Annotated in this window: 14 protein-coding genes; 9 read left to right on the top strand and 5 right to left on the bottom strand. The window is 73.7% G+C overall.

What is annotated here, in order from left to right; all coding sequences use genetic code 11:
- Positions 1–78: 78 nt before the first annotated feature.
- The 3 genes from OG448_RS06280 to OG448_RS06270 all read left to right on the top strand — a co-directional run bounded on the left by OG448_RS06280 (position 79) and on the right by OG448_RS06270 (position 4,309).
- Positions 79–1,722 carry a protein phosphatase 2C domain-containing protein gene (locus OG448_RS06280; protein WP_405551922.1) on the top strand — a complete coding sequence of 548 codons (1,644 nt, stop codon included), beginning with the start codon at positions 79–81 and terminating at the stop codon, positions 1,720–1,722.
- Between the two features lie 69 nt (positions 1,723–1,791).
- The gene (locus OG448_RS06275) at positions 1,792–3,534 is read left to right on the top strand and encodes a pyruvate dehydrogenase (protein ID WP_405551921.1); all 1,743 of its coding nucleotides are present in this window, start codon (positions 1,792–1,794) and stop codon (positions 3,532–3,534) included.
- A 331-nt stretch (positions 3,535–3,865) separates the two neighbouring features.
- Positions 3,866–4,309: an ATP-binding protein gene (locus tag OG448_RS06270; RefSeq protein WP_405551920.1), complete on the top strand. Its 444-nt coding sequence runs from the start codon at positions 3,866–3,868 to the stop codon at positions 4,307–4,309.
- A 68-nt stretch (positions 4,310–4,377) separates the two neighbouring features.
- Here the strand turns inward: OG448_RS06270 and OG448_RS06265 are convergent, their stop codons facing one another.
- Positions 4,378–5,415, bottom strand: a complete 1,038-nt coding sequence (locus OG448_RS06265) for a DUF2637 domain-containing protein (RefSeq protein ID WP_405551919.1) — start codon at positions 5,413–5,415, stop codon at positions 4,378–4,380.
- 197 nt (positions 5,416–5,612) lie between these two features.
- Entirely contained in the window at positions 5,613–6,455 is an 843-nt protein-coding gene (locus tag OG448_RS06260; protein WP_405551918.1) for a (2Fe-2S)-binding protein, read from the bottom strand.
- Between the two features lie 177 nt (positions 6,456–6,632).
- On the opposite strand from OG448_RS06260, the gene OG448_RS06255 reads away from it, so the two are divergent.
- Entirely contained in the window at positions 6,633–7,424 is a 792-nt protein-coding gene (locus tag OG448_RS06255) for a GntR family transcriptional regulator (protein WP_405551917.1), read from the top strand.
- 16 nt (positions 7,425–7,440) lie between these two features.
- On the opposite strand, the gene OG448_RS06250 is transcribed toward OG448_RS06255, so the two are convergent.
- Together OG448_RS06250 and OG448_RS06245 are read right to left on the bottom strand one after the other, a co-directional pair.
- Complete coding sequence (locus tag OG448_RS06250; protein WP_405551916.1) at positions 7,441–8,208, bottom strand: hypothetical protein; 768 nt, start codon at positions 8,206–8,208, stop codon at positions 7,441–7,443.
- A 209-nt stretch (positions 8,209–8,417) separates the two neighbouring features.
- Positions 8,418–10,091 (bottom strand): PucR family transcriptional regulator, encoded by a 1,674-nt coding sequence (locus OG448_RS06245; RefSeq protein WP_405551915.1) that lies wholly within the window; start codon positions 10,089–10,091, stop codon positions 8,418–8,420.
- A 283-nt stretch (positions 10,092–10,374) separates the two neighbouring features.
- Between OG448_RS06245 and OG448_RS06240 the strand changes: the two genes are divergently transcribed.
- From OG448_RS06240 to OG448_RS06220, 5 genes are read left to right on the top strand one after another with little or no spacing between them, the layout of a single operon-like run.
- Entirely contained in the window at positions 10,375–11,268 is an 894-nt protein-coding gene (locus OG448_RS06240) for an FAD binding domain-containing protein (RefSeq protein ID WP_405551914.1), read from the top strand.
- Entirely contained in the window at positions 11,268–11,819 is a 552-nt protein-coding gene (locus OG448_RS06235) for a (2Fe-2S)-binding protein (protein ID WP_405551913.1), read from the top strand. The genes OG448_RS06240 and OG448_RS06235 overlap by 1 nt, the downstream gene beginning before the upstream one ends.
- Position 11,820: 1 nt before the next feature.
- Complete coding sequence (locus OG448_RS06230) at positions 11,821–14,214, top strand: xanthine dehydrogenase family protein molybdopterin-binding subunit (protein WP_405551912.1); 2,394 nt, start codon at positions 11,821–11,823, stop codon at positions 14,212–14,214.
- Positions 14,215–14,239: 25 nt separating this feature from the next.
- Positions 14,240–15,379, top strand: coding sequence for an XdhC family protein (locus OG448_RS06225; RefSeq protein ID WP_405551911.1), 1,140 nt, complete (start codon positions 14,240–14,242; stop codon positions 15,377–15,379).
- A gap of 54 nt (positions 15,380–15,433) precedes the next feature.
- The gene (locus tag OG448_RS06220; RefSeq protein WP_405551910.1) at positions 15,434–16,072 is read left to right on the top strand and encodes a LysE family translocator; all 639 of its coding nucleotides are present in this window, start codon (positions 15,434–15,436) and stop codon (positions 16,070–16,072) included.
- Positions 16,073–16,082: 10 nt separating this feature from the next.
- Here the strand turns inward: OG448_RS06220 and OG448_RS06215 are convergent, their stop codons facing one another.
- Positions 16,083–16,523: an SRPBCC family protein gene (locus OG448_RS06215; protein WP_405551909.1), complete on the bottom strand. Its 441-nt coding sequence runs from the start codon at positions 16,521–16,523 to the stop codon at positions 16,083–16,085.
- Positions 16,524–16,706: the final 183 nt, after the last annotated feature.

The raw sequence follows: 16,706 nt of genomic DNA, 5'->3' as shown, positions 1-16,706 counted from the left end.
CTCGATGCGCTGGGCGAGGAGGGCCCGATTTCGCCGATGCCCCGTTTCCGCGCGGCTCGCGTGGTGACAATTACCGGCATGAGTCAGCAGGGGGGCGGGCCCACTCGCCAGGACGACGACTGGTGGGGGCAGCTCTACGACGAAACGGCCGACGACACCGGACCGACACCGGCCCCGGATTCCCTGGACGACCGGTACGCCTCGGCGAAACGGACGACAGTGCCTGGCGGCGCCGAGGACCAGGGCACGCCGCAGGGGGGTTCACCGCCCCTGCCGGCCCAGAGAACCGACGACGAGGCTTCCGAGCAACGCCCGCCCTACCCGGCCCAGCGGGCCGCCGAGCCGCCCGGGGGAGGGGAGCCGACCGTCCCTCCCTCGCCGGGTGCTCCGGTGCCGCCAACTCCGCCTCCCGTGCCGGACGCGCGGCGGACCCCGCCGGTCGGACCGACGATCCCTCCGGTGCGGGATGCCCCGGTTCCGCCCACCGCGCCCCCTGCGCCGGACCCTCGGCGGGCGACGCCCACTGCTCCCACGGAGCCTCCCGCTCCGGGGCGGACGCCGGTCCCGCCAAGCGCCCAGGACATACATGCAGACGGCACCCCGGTTTCACCGGCCGCCCCGGGCCCGCAGCCGGACCGACCTCCCGCCGTCCCGGACCCGCGGGCCGGCCGACCCCCCGCCGTTCCGCCCATGCCCGGCTGGCCCGCGCCCGCGGCGGAGCCACCGCCCGCACCCGGCACCCCCCGAGGCCCCGTCGTCACCGGCGTAGCCCACTTCACCCCCGCGGCTCCCCCCACCCCCGACTACGTCGGTTCCCGGCCGCCGACGTACGCGCCGGAGCCCACCGCACTCCCCGCCGCCGATCCCGAGGAACTCGGCGAGCTGGTGTCGGACACCGTGTTGGAGGGGGCGCGGTACGGGGCGTGCACGTTGCGGGCGGTGTCGTTGCGGGGGGACTCGGCGCGGTACCGGGGGGAGGCGCGGCGGGACGCGCTGCTCGTCGCGCGGTTCGGCGCGGGCGAGCAGGCGCTCGTGCTGGTGGCGATGGCCACCGGCGCGCGGGCCGCGCCCGGTGCGCACCGGGCGGCCGCCGAGGCGTGCCGGTGGATCGGGCAGGCGGTGGGACGCAGCCACGAACGGCTGGTCGAGGACCTGCGGGCAGGCCGGCGCGGCGACCTCAAGTCCGGGCTGAACCGCCTCACCGACCGCACCCTGGGCAAACTCCGCGCCGCCTCCGGGGAACCCACCGCGAGCCTGCGCTGCCTGCTGCTGCCCGCCGACCCCGACTGCCGCACCCGCGTGTTCTTCGGCGCGGGGGAGGGCGGCCTGTTCCGGCTCCGGGACGGGGAGTGGCAGGACATCGAACCGGCGGTACCGGGCGAGGGCGCCTCCTCCGGCGCGCTGCCCGCCGAGACCCCGGACGGCGACCGTCTCACGATGGACCTCGGCATTCCGGTCCCGCCGAGCCCGTACGAGCCCGCCGAGCCGCCGCAGATGCCGTTCCGGTTCCGGGCCGCCATAGCCCGGCCGGGTGATGTGCTGATGATGTGCACCTCCGGCCTCGCGGACCCGCTGCGCGGGGAGGCGGCCCTGCGCGCGTTCCTGGGCCGCCGCTGGTCGCGCGCCGCCGCGCCCGGTCTCGCAGGGTTCCTCGCGGACGCCCGGACCCGGGTGAAGGGGTACGCCGACGACCGTACGGCCGCCGCCGTTTGGGAGGCGTAACCGGGGCCCCTGTGACTTGATGGAAGCGCAGGGGCGTATCCCGGGACCGCGAAGGGGCGGACGACCGTCATGGCCAAACAGAACGTCGCCGAGCAGTTCGTCGACATCCTCGCCCGCGCCGGCGTGCGCCGTATGTACGGCGTCGTCGGCGACAGCCTCAACCCGGTCGTGGACGCCGTGCGCCGCAACGCCGCGATCGACTGGGTGCATGTGCGGCACGAGGAGGTCGCCGCCTTCGCGGCCGGTGCCGAGGCGCAGATCACCGGCAAGCTGACGGCCTGCGCGGGCTCCTGCGGCCCCGGCAACCTGCACCTCATCAACGGCCTCTACGACGCCCACCGCTCCATGGCGCCCGTACTGGCCCTGGCCTCCCACATCCCGTCCAGCGAGATCGGCCTCTCCTACTTCCAGGAGACGCATCCGGAGCGGCTGTTCCAGGAGTGCAGCCACTACAGCGAGATGATCTCCAACCCGCAGCAGATGCCCCGGCTGCTCCAGACCGCCATCCAGCACGCCATCGGCCAGCGCGGCGTCAGCGTGGTCACGCTGCCCGGCGACGTCGCCGACCAGCCCGCGCCCGACCAGTCCTTCGAGAGCGCCCTGGTCACCTCCCGGCCCACGATCCGCCCCGGCGACGCCGAGATCGACCGCCTGGTGGAGATGATCGACCAGGCCGACAAGGTCACCCTGTTCTGCGGCGCGGGCACGGCGGGCGCGCACGCCGAGGTGATGGAGTTCGCCGGCCGCATCAAGTCCCCGGTGGGGCACGCCCTGCGCGGCAAGGAGTGGATTCAGTACGACAACCCGTACGACGTCGGCATGAGCGGGCTGCTCGGCTACGGCGCGGCCTACGAGGCCACCCACGAGTGCGAGCTGCTGATCCTGGTCGGCACCGACTTCCCGTACAACGCGTTCCTGCCGGACGACGTGAAGATCGCGCAGATCGACGTACGGCCGGAGGTCATCGGCCGGCGTTCGCGGCTGGACCTCGCGGTGTGGGGGGACGTCCGCGAGACGCTGCGGTGTCTGATCCCGCGCGTGCGGGAGAAGACGGACCGCCGCTTCCTGGACAAGATGCTGAAGAAACACGCCGACGCGCTGGAGGGCGTGGTCAAGGCGTACACCCGCAAGGTGGACAAGCACGTCCCCATCCACCCCGAGTACGTGGCGTCCGTGCTGGACGAGATGGCGGACGACGACGCGATCTTCACCGTCGACACCGGCATGAACAACGTCTGGGCCGCCCGCTACATCTCGCCCAACGGCCGCCGCAGGATCATCGGTTCGTTCTCGCACGGCTCCATGGCCAACGCGATGCCGATGGCCATCGGCGCCCAGCTCGTCGACCGCGACCGGCAGGTCGTCGCCATGGCCGGTGACGGCGGATTCACCATGCTGATGGGCGACTTCCTGACGCTGGTGCAGCAGGATCTGCCGGTCAAGATCGTGCTGTTCAACAACTCCGCTCTCGGCATGGTGGAGTTGGAGATGCTGGTCGCGGGCCTGCCGTCGTACGGCACCACCGACGTCAACCCCGACTTCGCCGAAGTCGCCCGTGCCTGCGGGGTGTTCGGCGTGCGGGTGGAGAAGCCCAAGCAGTTGGCCGGGGCGCTGAAGGACGCCTTCAAGCACAAGGGTCCGGCGCTGGTGGACGTCGTCACCGACCCCAATGCCCTCTCGATCCCGCCGAAGATCAAGGCCGACATGGTCACCGGGTTCGCGCTGTCCGCCTCGAAGATCGTGCTGGACGGCGGTGTCGGCCGGATGCTCCAGATGGCCCGCTCCAACCTCCGCAACGTGCCCCGGCCCTGAACTCGCCCTGGGAAGCGGTGATTTCCGGTCAGTTTCACCGCGTGTGACCGGTTGGGGGCGCAGGGTGCGCGGATGGGCCCCCAGGGGCCGTCAGACGGCTCCTGCGGTGTCTTCCGGCCGCCTCGGCGCTTTCGGTACGGCTGTCGAGGTGGCGGATCGACGGCCCGTACGGCCGCCGCGCGTGGCCGAACACCCGGCGGTCGGGCGGCGGCCATGACTGGCCGTTGGTCCACTGGGCAACCATCCGTCGTGGACGCGGTCGACCAGGAGGGGGAGGGCCGGCGACGTGTGGGCGGGGGTCATGACGAGGCAGGCGCGAGGGGGTGGTCCCATGACGGTGGGGGCCTCTCCGGCGGACACGGGGGACGGCGAGACCGGCGGCACACGTGAGGCGCACCGGCTAAGACGCGAGCTGGCGCGGGCCGACCTCGCGGCGGTGCCCGCGGCGCGGCGCGAACTGCGCGCCCTGCTGCGGCACTGGGACCGGCCCGACCGGTCCGACATAGCGGAACTGCTCACCAGTGAACTCGTCACCAACGCCCTGGTGCACACCGACGACGACGCGGTCCTCACCGCCGTCGTCTCCCCACGCGGACTCCGCGTGGAGGTGCGGGACTTCATGCCCCGGGGGCCCCTGATGCGCACTCCCACCCCGGACGAGGACACCAATGGCCGGGGCCTGGTCCTGGTGCGGTCCCTCGCGGACGCCTGGGGGGTACGGGCGCACGCGGTGGGCAAGTCGGTCTGGTTCGAGCTGGGTTCGCAGGCCGCCTAGGCGGAGACGACGACGGGGTGGGGACGCGCTCCTGACGAATCGCGTCCCCACCCCGTCGCCGCTCGGGCTCAACCGAACTGCTGCTCAAGGTCCTTCAGCTTGCGCTCCAGCGAGTCGAGCCGGGGCAGCGCCATCGTGTCGTCCTCCGCGGTGAGGTCGACGGTGACCGGTTCGGTGCCCTTGCGGACCGACTGCAGCGAGGGCCGTGAGCGGGCGGTCAGCTTCTCCGCCGCTATGGCCGGCTCCCCGGTCGCCGGGGCGGGGGCGCGGTCCATCTGCACCTCCACCGTCCGCGCGGGCGTCCGGCTCACGAAGCCCCGGGCGCCACGGGTCAGCGCCTTCAACTGGGCGCGCTCCACCCGCTGCTGGTCGCGCCGACGCTGACGGGCCTCGCTCTTCTCCCGCTTGTCGTCGCGCACCTCCTCGACCGCCTCGTCCAGGCTGCGCACGCCCTCCAGGAGCATGAGCGACCAGGCCCCGTAGGTCTCGCGGGGTGCCCGCAGCCAACGCACGATGCGGATCTGGGGCAACGGGCGCGGCACCAGGCCCTGTTCGCGCAGGGCCGCCCGGCGGGTCTGCTTCAGCGCCCGGTCGAACAGCACCGCCGCCGACAGGGACATGCCGGAGAAGAACTGCGGCGCCCCGTCGTGGCCGATCCCCCGGGGCGCGTGCACCCAGTTGAACCAGGCCGCGGCGGCGGCGAACATCCACACCAGCATCCGGGAACCCAGTGCGGCGTCGCCGTGGCTTGCCTCGCGCACGGCGAGGACCGAGCAGAACATGGCCGCGCCGTCCAGGCCGAACGGCACCAGGTACTGCCAGCCGTCGGTGAGGCCGAGGTTCTGCTCGCCGAAGCCGACCAGGCCGTGGAAGGAGAGGGCCGCCGCCACCGCGGCGCAGCAGAACAGCAGGACGTACGAGGCGGTGCCGTAGACCGCCTCCTTGCGCCTGCGGCGCTCCTCGCTGCGTTCCCAGGAGTCGTCCGCACCCGCCTTCTCCCCGGAGGAGCGCTTGCCGCGCGCGAGCACCGCGATCGCCGCCAGCACGCCCAGGAGCAGCACGGCGCCCGGAAGCAGCCAGTTCAGCGATATGTCGGTCATTCGCATCAGGGGTCCCTTGCCTTGGGATAGGGCGTATCGCCCGTCATAGTGACCCATTCCCGGCGCCCGGCCGGGGATTTCGAGGCAACGGTCCTTCAAAGGGGCGCGAGGGTGGCGCGATGGCGCTGTTCTTCTCGAACTGTATTTTGCGAAGGGGTAGTTGAGTTCGATTTCCGCTGCTCGAACGAGTGGTTCCGGCTCGCTCAGGCCGCCGTGGCCGCCGTCAGCTTGGCGACGCGATCGCTGTCGCAGGTGCGGGGGCAGGTGACGCAGGTGTCCTCGGGGCGCAGCGTGTAGAACATGCAGCAGCTCACCCGGTCCCGGGTGGGCAGCGGGGCGCCGTCCGGACCGGTCAGCTCACGGAACGCGGCCGAGCCCGCGTAGGGGCGCGTGGCGCCCGGCAGTAGTAGTTCCAGCTCGCCCATCGCGCGCCGCTCCTCGCCCTCGCCGAAGAGGGAGGCGAGGTACCACAGGCCCTCGACGATCTCGTCCGTCGCCATGCCCCACAGCGCGCGGCCGCGCCGCCGCATGCGCGGGCCGAAGCCGCCCAGTACGGGCTCCAGGTGCTCGGCGACGGCCGCGCGCACCTCGGCCCGCAACGCCTCCTCGTCGGCCACCACGACCGCCTCCGGCAGCCCGGCCGCCGGGTCGTCCGGCAGGCAGGCGAAGGTGCCCGGCCGTACGGCCATCCGGCCCTCGGTGCGGTGATAGGCGACGTGGGCCGCGGGCAGGCGGGGGACCCGGCGGTGCAGGAACCAGGGGACGGTGATCAGGAGGCAGGCGGGCCAGGCGTAGCGGTGCAGGCCGAAGCCGGCGATGACGTCCGGGCGGCCGTGCTGTCCGTAGTCCCGCACCACCTGGGCGTCGTCCCATGCGAGGAAGGAGTCGAGCTGGGCGCCGCCCGCCGCGAGCCCGTCGGCGGTGACCCAGCCGTCGCCCACGGGCAGGGGGTGCGCCGGGTCCTCCATGACCGTCACGCTCAGTCCCGGATAGACCTCGCCGAGCCGGGCGTACGCTGCGGTGAGCGGCGAGGCCGTAGCGAGCATGGCGGGACCACCGATCCTTCGAACACGGGGGCGGGCGTACAGGTAAGGCTAACCTTACCCATCTTTCCGGGAATTTGAAGTGCCGCCTCCTGCGCCTAAGGTGCTTGACGGACATGTGACGGTCCGTCGTCCGTGTCCGGGGCCGGCCGCGGCCGCCGAACAGCCCGAGGAGGACCCGTGAAGCAGGGCCTGCACGACGTCTCCGGGACGGGGCTGCCCTGGCACGCCGCGCAGCCCGCCGCCACGCGGGTACCGGCCCAGGCGGCCCGCGAGCGGGCCGAGGGCACCTCCGGGGTCCGGGGTGAGCACACCCACAGTGAGCCGCCGCTGTCCCGGCCGCGTGCGGTCGTGCAGCGGGCCTCGGTGCGGGGGCAGATCCTCGACGCGCTGCGCTCCGCGCTGACGACCGGCGAACTGTGTCCCGGCGAGGTCTATTCGGCGCCGGTGCTCGGGGAGCGTTTCGGGGTCTCGGCCACGCCGGTCCGCGAGGCCATGCAGCAGCTCGCGCTGGAGGGCGCCGTCGAGGTCGTCCCCAACCGGGGGTTCCGGGTCGTGCGGCGCGGGGCCCGCGAGCTGGCCGAGCTGGCGGAGGTACGGGCGCTGCTCGAAGTCCCCGTCCTGCTGCGGCTGGCCGGCACCGTCCCGCCCGCCCGCTTCGCCGAGCTGCGCCCGCTCGCCGAGGACACCGCCCGCGCGGCCGCCTCCGGCTGCCCGGCCCGCTACGCCGAGGCCGACCGCGCCTTCCACCGCGCCCTCCTCGCCCTCGCGGGCAACGAACAGCTCCTCCGCATCGCCGAAGACCTCCACCGCCGCGCCCAATGGCCCCTCGCCACCACCCCACCCCGCCAACACCGAGCGGTCCTCCTGCGGGACGCGGCCCAACACACCGCGCTGCTGGACGCGTTGGCCTGTGGCGACGTGGACCTGGTGGGGAACTTGGTGGCGGAGCACTTCGCACAGCGGGATTGAGGGAGCGCCGCCCCCCTCAGGCCGTAGCCGCCCCCGGTGCCGGGGGGCTCAAGTGGTCCGCGAGCCAGGTCGGGAGTCCGCCCAGGAGGCGGAAGAGGCGGCTCGCTTCCTCGCGGAGGCGGGTCGCTTCGGGTTCGGGTTCTGTTTCGGCGAGGGAGACCAGGGCGGGGGCCGTGCCGATCAGGTAGCCGAGGTCTTCGCGGAGGCGGAGGGATTCGGCGAAACCGTGTCGGGCCTCGGCCAGTTCGCCCTCGCGGAGGGCCAGTTGGGCGAGGTGGCGCCAGGTGCAGGAGAGCAGGAGCGGGTCGGACTGGGCGGTGGCGCCCGCGTGGGCCCGGCGGTAGGCGGCACGCGCGGCCTGCGGGGAGTGGGTCAGGTTCTCGGCGAGCAGGCCCCGGCGGAAGTCCAGCAGGGCCCGCCCCGGAGCCCCCGGCGGGATCAGTGCGGCGGCGCGGCCGAGCGCGGCCCGCGCCTCGTCGGCCCGGTCCCGTACGCGGTGGAGCGTGGAGGTGTAGGCCAGCCGGCCCCGCTCGCAGGCGGCCGCCCCGCGCTCCTCGTCGCTGTGGGCCCGCGCCTCGGCGGTGCGCAGCGCGTCCTCGGCCGCCTCCCAGCCCCGCTCGGTGTACAGGCAGCGCTCCACCAGCAGCGCGGCCCGCTGGAGCGCCGCCCGGGGGGTGTCCGTGGGCAGGAGGGCCGCCGCGTCGGCCCAGCAGGCCCGTGAGCGCAGCCGCCACACCGCGGTCTGGAGCGGATCGTCATCGGCGGTCGTTCCGTCACCAGACATGGCGGGATGCGCCACGTTGCCCTCCCCGAGCACGCCGTCGAGCTGTTGAGTGCGTGCATTCCAGCACCGATCACCGGGCCGGGCCAAGAGGGTGGGTGAAACTTTTCACAAAGTTGCGGACCGGGGGCCGAACGGCCGTCCCGTGGCGCCGGAAGATCGAATTCGCTCCTCGGCGCCGACCGCCGCTGATCACGCCCGTGAGGCGGTACTCAGCTCATCCGCAGCGCGAGGAAGAAGTCCAGCTTGTCCTCCAGCCGGGACAGATCCCGGCCCGTCAACTGCTCGATGCGCCCCACCCGGTATCGCAGGGTGTTGACGTGCAGATGGAGCCGGCTGGCGCATCGCGTCCAGGAGCCGTCGCTGTCGAGGAACGCCTCCAGCGTCGGGATCAGCTCGGCCCGGTGGCGGCGGTCGTACTCGGTGAGCGGGTCCAGCAGCCGGGCGGTGAAGGCGCGCCGCACGTCGTCCGGGACGAACGGCAGCAGCAGCACGTGCGAGGCCAGCTCCTGGTGCCCCGCGGCGCACACCCGGCCGGGCCGGGCCGCGGCGACCCGGCGGGCGTGCCGGGCCTCCTCCAGCGCCCCGCGCAGCCCCTCCGCCGAGTGCACCGCGGCGGACACCCCGAGGGTGAGCCGTCCGTCGCCCTCCAGGCCCGCCGACAGCGCCTCGCGCACCGAGCGCAGCAGCGCGTCGGCGTGCAGGCCGGCCTCGGAGCCGTCGTGCTCGGCGGAGACGGCGGGCAGCGGCACCAGCGCCACGGCCTCGTCCCCGGTGTGCGCGACGGCGACCCGGTCGGCCGGCTCCGGGCCGGTGGCCAGCGGGTCGACGAGGACCTCCTCCAGCAGCGACTGGGTGACCGGCCCGTCCGCCACCGCGCCGTCCTCCCACTCGACACGGGCCACGACCACCTGCCAGTGCGGCGCCGCCCCGAGCCCCGGCAGCAGCACGGGCGCGGCGACCCTCAGGCGCGCCGCGATCTCGGCGGGCGCGGCGCCGCTCTGCACCAGCTCCAGCACCTCCTGCGCGAGCCGGCGCCGCACCGTGCGGGCGGCGTCGCGGCGGTCACGCTCGACGGCGATGAGCTGGGTGACGCCCCGGAGCAGGTCGAGCCGCTCCTCGGGCCAGTCGGCGGCGTCCGCCTCGACGGCCAGCAGCCAGTCCGACAGCACGGTCTCCCGCGCGTCCCGCACGGCCTGCGGCGCGCGGCCGGAGGAGCGGACCGGGAACAGGGAGTACGTGGTGCCGTCGAGCTGCACCCGGTGCGGACCGCGCCGGCCGGTGCGTACGGCGGTGAGGTGCTCGGCGGCGAGCCGGGCGCAGGTCTCCGGCGGCAGCGCCGGGCCCGCGACCTTTGACCCGGCGATCAGGCGGCCCGTGGGGGAGAGCACCCAGGCGCGCAGGTCGAGGTCGCTGCCGAGGAGGTCGAGGACCACGTCGGGGCCGCCGCCCGCCGGACCGGAGGTCATCATGCGCCGGTGCCGGTCCACCACGGCGGCGAGGTCACCGGCCCGCTCGCCGGAGACCTGGCGCACCACATGTTCGGTGATGGTGGCGAAGGCCACCGACTCGTGCACGGCGAACAGCGGCATCCTGTGCTGGGCGCAGGCCACCATGAGGTCCTCGGGTATGTCCCCCAGCTCGGCCTCCCCGGCCGCCAGGGCGGTGACCCCGGCCTGCACCAGGAGGCGGACGAACGGCTCGGAGTCGGCGGCGTCCCGGCGCCAGGCCAGGCCGGTGAGGACCAGCTCGCCGCCGGAGAGATACCGGCTCGGGTCGCGCAGGTCGGTCGTCATGACCCCGCGGACCGTACGGTCCAGTTCGTCCTCGCCGCCGAGCAGCCGCAGCCCCAGCGCATCGGTGTCCAGCAGTGCGCGCAGCCGCATCTCGTCGCCGCCGTTCTGTGTCGAAACTCTTCTTGATCTGGATGGGTGACGGAGGCGGAGCCGGCGCGGGGCGCGCGGCCCGTGCCCCGCACCTGCGGTGTCTCCTGTGTTTCCGGAGGAAAACGGAGGGGTTGCCGAGGGCCTTCGTTCATACGAATCTACAAGATGACCGCCGTGGCCAGCCAACTCCTTCGGGTTTTCGGTGACTGACACCGTTGGAAGAAGGACCGGTGTACTGGGTTCACGACCCCCGTGTCATGAGACGGAAGAAGAGAGCCGGGCCATGGAATTCCTTCGCCCCGCAAGCTGGCAGGAGGCGCTCGCCGCGAAGGCCGAGCACCCCACCGCCGTGCCGATCGCCGGGGGCACCGATGTGATGGTGGAGATCAACTTCGACCACCGCCGACCCACCCACCTCCTCGACCTCACCCGCATCGGCGAGCTGACCGAATGGGAGACCGGCGCGGACTCGGTACGCCTCGGCGCCTCCGTCCCGTACGCCCGGATCATGCGCCACCTGCGCGCCGAGCTGCCCGGTCTCGCGCTCGCCGCGCACACCGTCGCCTCCCCGCAGATCCGCAACCGGGGCGGTGTCGGCGGCAACCTCGGCACCGCCTCGCCCGCCGGGGACGCCCACCCGGCGCTGCTCGCGGCCGGGGCCGAGGTCGAGGCCGAGTCGGCGGCGCGCGGCACCCGGCTCATTCCCATCGACGCCTTCTACACCGGGGTCAAGCGCAACGCCCTCCAGCCCGACGAGCTGATCCGCGCCGTCCGCATCGCCAAGGCGGACGGCCCCCAGCAGTACTCCAAGGTCGGCACCCGCAACGCCATGGTCATCGCGGTGTGCGCCTTCGGCCTCGCCCTGCACCCCGAGACCCGTACCGTCCGTACCGGCATCGGCTCCGCCGCACCCACGCCGATCCGGGCGGAGGTGGCCGAGGAGTTCCTCAACTCGGCTCTGGAGGAAGGCGGGTTCTGGGAGAGTGGTCAGGTCGTCGCGCCCTCGGCCGTGAAGCAGTTCGCCGCCCTGTGCGCCGCCGCCTGCAACCCCATCGACGACGTGCGCGGCACCGCCGACTACCGGCGCCACGCCATCGGCGTGCTGGCCCGCCGCACGCTGATGTGGGCCTGGGAGTCCTACCGGGACGGGCGCCGAGCCACCGAAGGAGCCGCGTGATGCGCGTCAGTCTGACCGTCAACGGACGCCCGCAGCAGGCAGACGACGTCTGGGAGGGCGAGTCCCTGCTCTACGTGCTGCGTGAACGGCTCGGCCTGCCCGGCGCCAAGAACGCCTGTGAACAGGGCGAGTGCGGTTCCTGCACCGTCCGTCTGGACGGCGAGCTGGTCTGCTCCTGCCTGGTCGCGGCCGGCCAGGCCGAGGGGCGCGAGGTCGTCACCGTCGAGGGTCTGGCCGACCACGCCGAACGGCGCCGGACCGCCGCGCCCGGCGTCGGCCTGGACGAGGCCCGGCGCTGGCAGCCGGTGCCGGGAGAGGACGCCCAACTCGCCCCGATCCAGCAGGCGTTCATCGACGCCGGCGCCGTCCAGTGCGGCTTCTGCACCCCCGGCCTGCTGGTCGCCGCCGACGAACTGCTGGAACAGAACCCGGAGCCCACCGACGCCGACATCCGCGAGGCGCTCTCCGGCAACCTGTGCCGCTGCACCGGCTACGAGAAGATCATGGACGCGGTCCGCCTCGCGGCCGCCCGGCAGGCCGAGGAGGTCTGACATGCCCGCACCCGGACCGGCCGGCGTCCCCACGAAGATCACCCAGGGCGCCCAGGCAGCGGGCGGCATCGGGGAGTCCACACTCCGCCCGGACGGCATCCTCAAGGTCACCGGCGAGTTCGCCTACTCCTCCGACCTGTGGCACGAGGACATGCTCTGGGGCCACCTGCTGCGCTCCACCGTCGCCCACGCCGAGATCGTGAGCGTCGACGTCTCCGAGGCCCTGGCGCTGCCCGGTGTGCACGCCGTCCTGACCTACGACGACCTTCCCGCGGACGTGCGCACCTACGGCCTGGAGATCCAGGACACCCCGGTCCTCGCCCACGGCAAGGTCCGCCACCACGGCGAACCCGTCGCCGTCGTCGCCGCCGACCACCCCGAGACGGCCCGCCGGGCCGCCGCCAAGATCCGCGTCGAGTACCGCGAACTGCCCGTCATCACCGACGAGTCGTCCGCCACCGCCCCTGACGCGGTCCTGGTCCACGAGGGCCGCACCGACCACCACGCGCCCTACGTGGACCACCCCAACATCCTGCACCGCCAGCCCATCGTGCGCGGCGACGCGGCCGCGGCCGCCGAACGGGCCGACGTGATCGTGCGCGGCGAGTACACCTTCGGCATGCAGGACCAGGCGTTCCTCGGCCCCGAGTCCGGGCTCGCGGTGCCCGAGGAGGGCGGCGGGGTCCACCTCTACATCGCCACCCAGTGGCTCCACTCCGACCTGCGCCAGATCGCCCCCGTCCTGGGCCTGCCCGAGGACAAGGTCCGCATGACGCTGGCCGGGGTCGGCGGCGCGTTCGGCGGCCGCGAGGACCTGTCGATGCAGATCCACGCCTGCCTGCTGGCCCTGCGCACCGGCCGGCCGGTGAAGATCGTCTATGACCGGTTCGAGTCATTCTTCGGCCACGTCCACCGCCACCCGGCCAAGCTGACCTACGAGCACGGCGCGACCCGGGACGGCCTGCTCACCCATGTGAAGTGCCGGATCGTCCTGGACGGCGGCGCCTACGCCTCCGCCTCCCCGGCCGTCGTCGGCAACGCAGCCTCCCTCGGCATCGGCCCGTACAACGTCGGCGACGTCGACATCGAGGCCGTCGCGCTCTACACCAACAACCCGCCCTGCGGGGCGATGCGCGGCTTCGGCGCGGTACAGGCGTGCTTCGCCTACGAGGCCCAGATGGACAAGCTGGCCAAGGAACTCGGCCTGGACCCGGTGGAGTTCAGGCAGCGCAACGCCATGGAGCAGGGCAGCACGCTGCCCACCGGACAGGTGGTGGACTCACCCGCGCCGGTCGCCGAACTCCTGCGCCGCGTCAAGGCGATGCCCATGCCGCCCGAGCGCCAGTGGGAGTCCAGCGAGGGCGCCGACGTACGTCAGTTGCCCGGCGGGCTCTCCAACACCACCCACGGCGAAGGGGTGGTGCGCGGGATCGGGTACGCGGTCGGCATCAAGAACGTCGGTTTCTCCGAGGGGTTCGACGACTACTCCACTGCGCGCGTCCGCATGGAGGTCGTCGCCGGGGAGCCGGTCGCCGTCGTGCACACCGCGATGGCCGAGGTCGGCCAGGGCGGGGTCACCGTGCACGCGCAGATCGCCCGCACCGAACTCGGCGTGGAGAAGGTCACCATCCAGCCCGCCGACACCCGTGTGGGCAGCGCCGGTTCGACCTCCGCCTCCCGGCAGACCTACGTCACCGGCGGCGCCGTCCGCAACGCCTGCGCGCTGGTGCGGGAGCGGGTGCTGGAGATCGGGCGCCGCAAGTTCGGTACGTACCACCCGGCCTGGGCGACCGCCGAACTCCTGCTGGAGCGCGGCAAGGTGGTCACCGACGGGGGTGAGGTGCTGGCCGACCTCGCGGACGTGCTGGAGGGGGAGAGCGTCGAGATCGAGCGGGAGTGGCGGCACCGGCCGACCCAGCCCTTCGACCGGCGCACCGGCCAGGGCGACGGACATGTGCAGTACTCCTTCGCCGCGCACCGCGCCGTCGTCGAGGTCGACACGGAACTGGGCCTGGTCAAGGTGGTCGAGCTGGCCTGCGCCCAGGACGTCGGCAAGGCCCTCAACCCGCTCTCCGTCCTGGGCCAGATTCAGGGCGGCACCGTGCAGGGGCTCGGGGTCGCGGTGATGGAGGAGATCCTCGTGGACCCGGTGACGGCGAAGGTGCGCAACCCGTCCTTCACCGACTACCTGATCCCGACCATCCTCGACACCCCGACCATCCCGGTCGACGTCCTCGAACTCGCCGACCACCACGCCCCCTACGGGCTGCGGGGCGTCGGCGAGGCCCCCACCCTGTCGTCCACCCCGGCGGTGCTCGCCGCCATCCGCGCCGCGACCGGACTCGAGCTGAACCGCACCCCGGTCCGGCCCGAGCACCTCACCGGCACGGCATGAGAGCGATGCGTCAGGAGGCCGTCAGATGCTGGACATCGCCGAGGAACTGAGCGCGTGGGCCGCCGAGGGCCGGGACTTCGCGGTCGCCACCGTGGTCGCCGTCAGCGGCAGCGCCCCGCGCCGCCCCGGCGCCGCCCTCGCGGTCGACGCCGGGGGCACGGCCGTCGGTTCGGTCTCCGGGGGCTGCGTGGAGGGCGCGGTGTACGAGCTGTGCCAACAGGCGCTGGCGGACGGCCGGCCCGTGCTGCAGCGGTTCGGGTACGACGACGAGGGCGGCCTGGGGGTCGGGCTGACCTGCGGCGGAGCCATCGACGTCCTGGTGGTCCCGGTCCGCGCGGGCAGCCCGGACCGGCCGGTGCTCTCCGCCGCGCTGGAGGCCGCCGCCGGCAGCCGGGCCGTCGCGCTCGCCCGGATCACGGCGGGCCCGCCCGAACTGCTCGGCGGCGCCCTGCTCATGGACGGCGACGGCACCCGGCACGGCGGTTTCGGCGGCCACCCGGATCTCGACCGTACGATCGCCGCCGAGGCAGCCGCCTTCCTGGACGCGGGCCGCACCGGAACCGTGGAGGTGGGCGCACGCGGCGCGCGCTGCGGCTCCCCGGTCACCGTGCTGATCGAGTCTGCCGTGCCGCCGCCCCGGATGATCGTGTTCGGCGCCGTCGACTTCGCGGCCGCGCTGGTCCGGGTCGGCAAGTTCCTCGGCCACCACGTCACGGTGTGCGACGCCCGGCCGGTGTTCACCACCCGCGCCCGGTTCCCCGAGGCCGACGAGGTGGTCGTGGACTGGCCGCACCGCTATCTGGAGCGCACCGCGACCGACGCCCGCACCGTGCTGTGCGTCCTCACCCACGACCCCAAGTTCGACGTACCGCTGCTCCGGCTGGCCCTCGGCCTGCCCGTCGCCTACGTCGGCGCGATGGGCTCCCGGCGCACCCACCTCGACCGGCTGGAGCGGCTGCGCGAGGCGGGCGTCACAGACCGCCAACTCACCCGGCTGCGCTCGCCGATCGGGCTCGACCTCGGCGCCCGCACCCCGGAGGAGACGGCGCTGTCCATCGCGGCGGAGATCGTCGCCGCCCGGCGCGGCGGCACCGGCGTCTCGCTGACCGGCGCCCACACCCCGATCCACCACGACCTCGCCGTACGGGTGGGCTCGCCCGCCTGAGCGCGCGCGGAAAACCCGTTACGGACCCTGCGGCGGGCGTGCTTGCATGACGGCATGCTTTCCGCCGACCGGCTCCTTGCCTTCGCCGCGCTGTCCCTGCTGCTGATCGTGGTGCCGGGGCCGAGCGTGCTGTTCGTCGTCGGGCGGGCGCTGGCCCACGGGCGCCGGGCGGCCCTCACCACCGTCGTCGGGAACACGCTGGGCGCCTATGTGCTCGTCGCGGCCGTGGCGCTCGGCGTCGGGTCGGTCGTGGAGCGCTCAGTTCTCGCCTTCACCGTGCTCAAGCTCGCGGGCGCCGCCTACTTGATCCACCTGGGGGTCACGGCGTGGCGGCGGCGCGGCTCGCTACGGGCCGCGTTCACCGGGGGAGCCCCGGCGCACAGCGGGCCGCGCACTCTGTGGGACGGGTTCGCGGTCGGGGTGGCCAACCCCAAGACGATCGTGTTCTTCGCCGCCGTCCTGCCCCAGTTCACCGACCCCGCCGAGGGGAGGGTGCCGGTCCAGATGCTGCTGCTCGGGCTGGTGTTCAACGCCATCGCGCTCGTCTGCGACAGCGTCTGGGGGCTGGCCGCCTCGGCCGCGCGGGACTGGTTCGCCCGCTCACCGCGCCGGCTGGCGGCGGTCGGCGGCGCGGGCGGCCTCGCCATGGTCGGTCTCGGGGTGACGGTCGCGGTCACGGGCCGTACGGACTGAAGACCCGGGCTCACTCGCGCCTGAGCAGACCGTTCACCACGCGTCCGAACATCCACTGGGCGGCGCTCGTCACCACGCCGTCGAGGGCGCGGGGCAGGAAGGACACGCGCAGCTCCTCCCGCCACACCACACGGGCCCGCCCGCCGGGCCCCGGCCGCACCTCGATCTCCGCCCAGCCGAGCACCACCCGGCCGCGCTTCTCCAGTCGGCAGAACCCCGGTTCGCCGTCCAGCGGGGGGCGCCACACGGTGATGTCCATCGGGTCGTCGAAGAGCAGCGGGCCGACCCCCGTACGGGCGAGGACGCGGGTGCCCACCCCGGTCGGCGGGGGCGTGACCACCGTCATCCGGGTGAGCGGCACCAGATCCCCGTGCCGGGGCCAGTCGGTGAGCCGGCGCCACGCCTCGTCGAGGGAGAGGGGGACCGTGCGTTCGAGCGTGAAGAGAGACACGCCTCGATCGTAGGGAATCACCGTCCGCCACCTGGGGGTTCACCCCGGCGGGTCACCTGCCCGGCGGATGGACCGGAGCGCCACCGGCGCACGCCAGGCCGCGCACGCCCATGGGCACGCCCCCGGGGAAGTTCCCTGGGGGCGTTGGATAGGGAGGCGCTGCGGGCCGCTCGTGGTGGCTCG

It is taken from the genome of Streptomyces sp. NBC_01171 (genome assembly GCF_045039805.1).
Lineage (GTDB): Bacteria > Actinomycetota > Actinomycetes > Streptomycetales > Streptomycetaceae > Streptomyces.
This window is presented reverse-complemented; position numbering and strand designations above follow the sequence as displayed.

Bases quoted from the DNA above. Each gene is read 5' to 3' on its own strand.
- OG448_RS06240 (WP_405551914.1), top strand. From the start codon at position 10,375: ATGGAATTCCTTCGCCCCGCAAGCTGGCAGGAGGCGCTCGCCGCGAAG.
- OG448_RS06250 (WP_405551916.1), bottom strand. From the start codon at position 8,208: ATGTCTGGTGACGGAACGACCGCCGATGACGATCCGCTCCAGACCGCG.
- OG448_RS06245 (WP_405551915.1), bottom strand. From the start codon at position 10,091: ATGCGGCTGCGCGCACTGCTGGACACCGATGCGCTGGGGCTGCGGCTG.
- OG448_RS06270 (WP_405551920.1), top strand. From the start codon at position 3,866: ATGACGGTGGGGGCCTCTCCGGCGGACACGGGGGACGGCGAGACCGGC.
- OG448_RS06275 (WP_405551921.1), top strand. From the start codon at position 1,792: ATGGCCAAACAGAACGTCGCCGAGCAGTTCGTCGACATCCTCGCCCGC.
- OG448_RS06235 (WP_405551913.1), top strand. From the start codon at position 11,268: ATGCGCGTCAGTCTGACCGTCAACGGACGCCCGCAGCAGGCAGACGAC.
- OG448_RS06220 (WP_405551910.1), top strand. From the start codon at position 15,434: ATGCTTTCCGCCGACCGGCTCCTTGCCTTCGCCGCGCTGTCCCTGCTG.
- OG448_RS06280 (WP_405551922.1), top strand. From the start codon at position 79: ATGAGTCAGCAGGGGGGCGGGCCCACTCGCCAGGACGACGACTGGTGG.
- OG448_RS06230 (WP_405551912.1), top strand. From the start codon at position 11,821: ATGCCCGCACCCGGACCGGCCGGCGTCCCCACGAAGATCACCCAGGGC.
- OG448_RS06265 (WP_405551919.1), bottom strand. From the start codon at position 5,415: ATGCGAATGACCGACATATCGCTGAACTGGCTGCTTCCGGGCGCCGTG.
- OG448_RS06225 (WP_405551911.1), top strand. From the start codon at position 14,240: ATGCTGGACATCGCCGAGGAACTGAGCGCGTGGGCCGCCGAGGGCCGG.
- OG448_RS06260 (WP_405551918.1), bottom strand. From the start codon at position 6,455: ATGCTCGCTACGGCCTCGCCGCTCACCGCAGCGTACGCCCGGCTCGGC.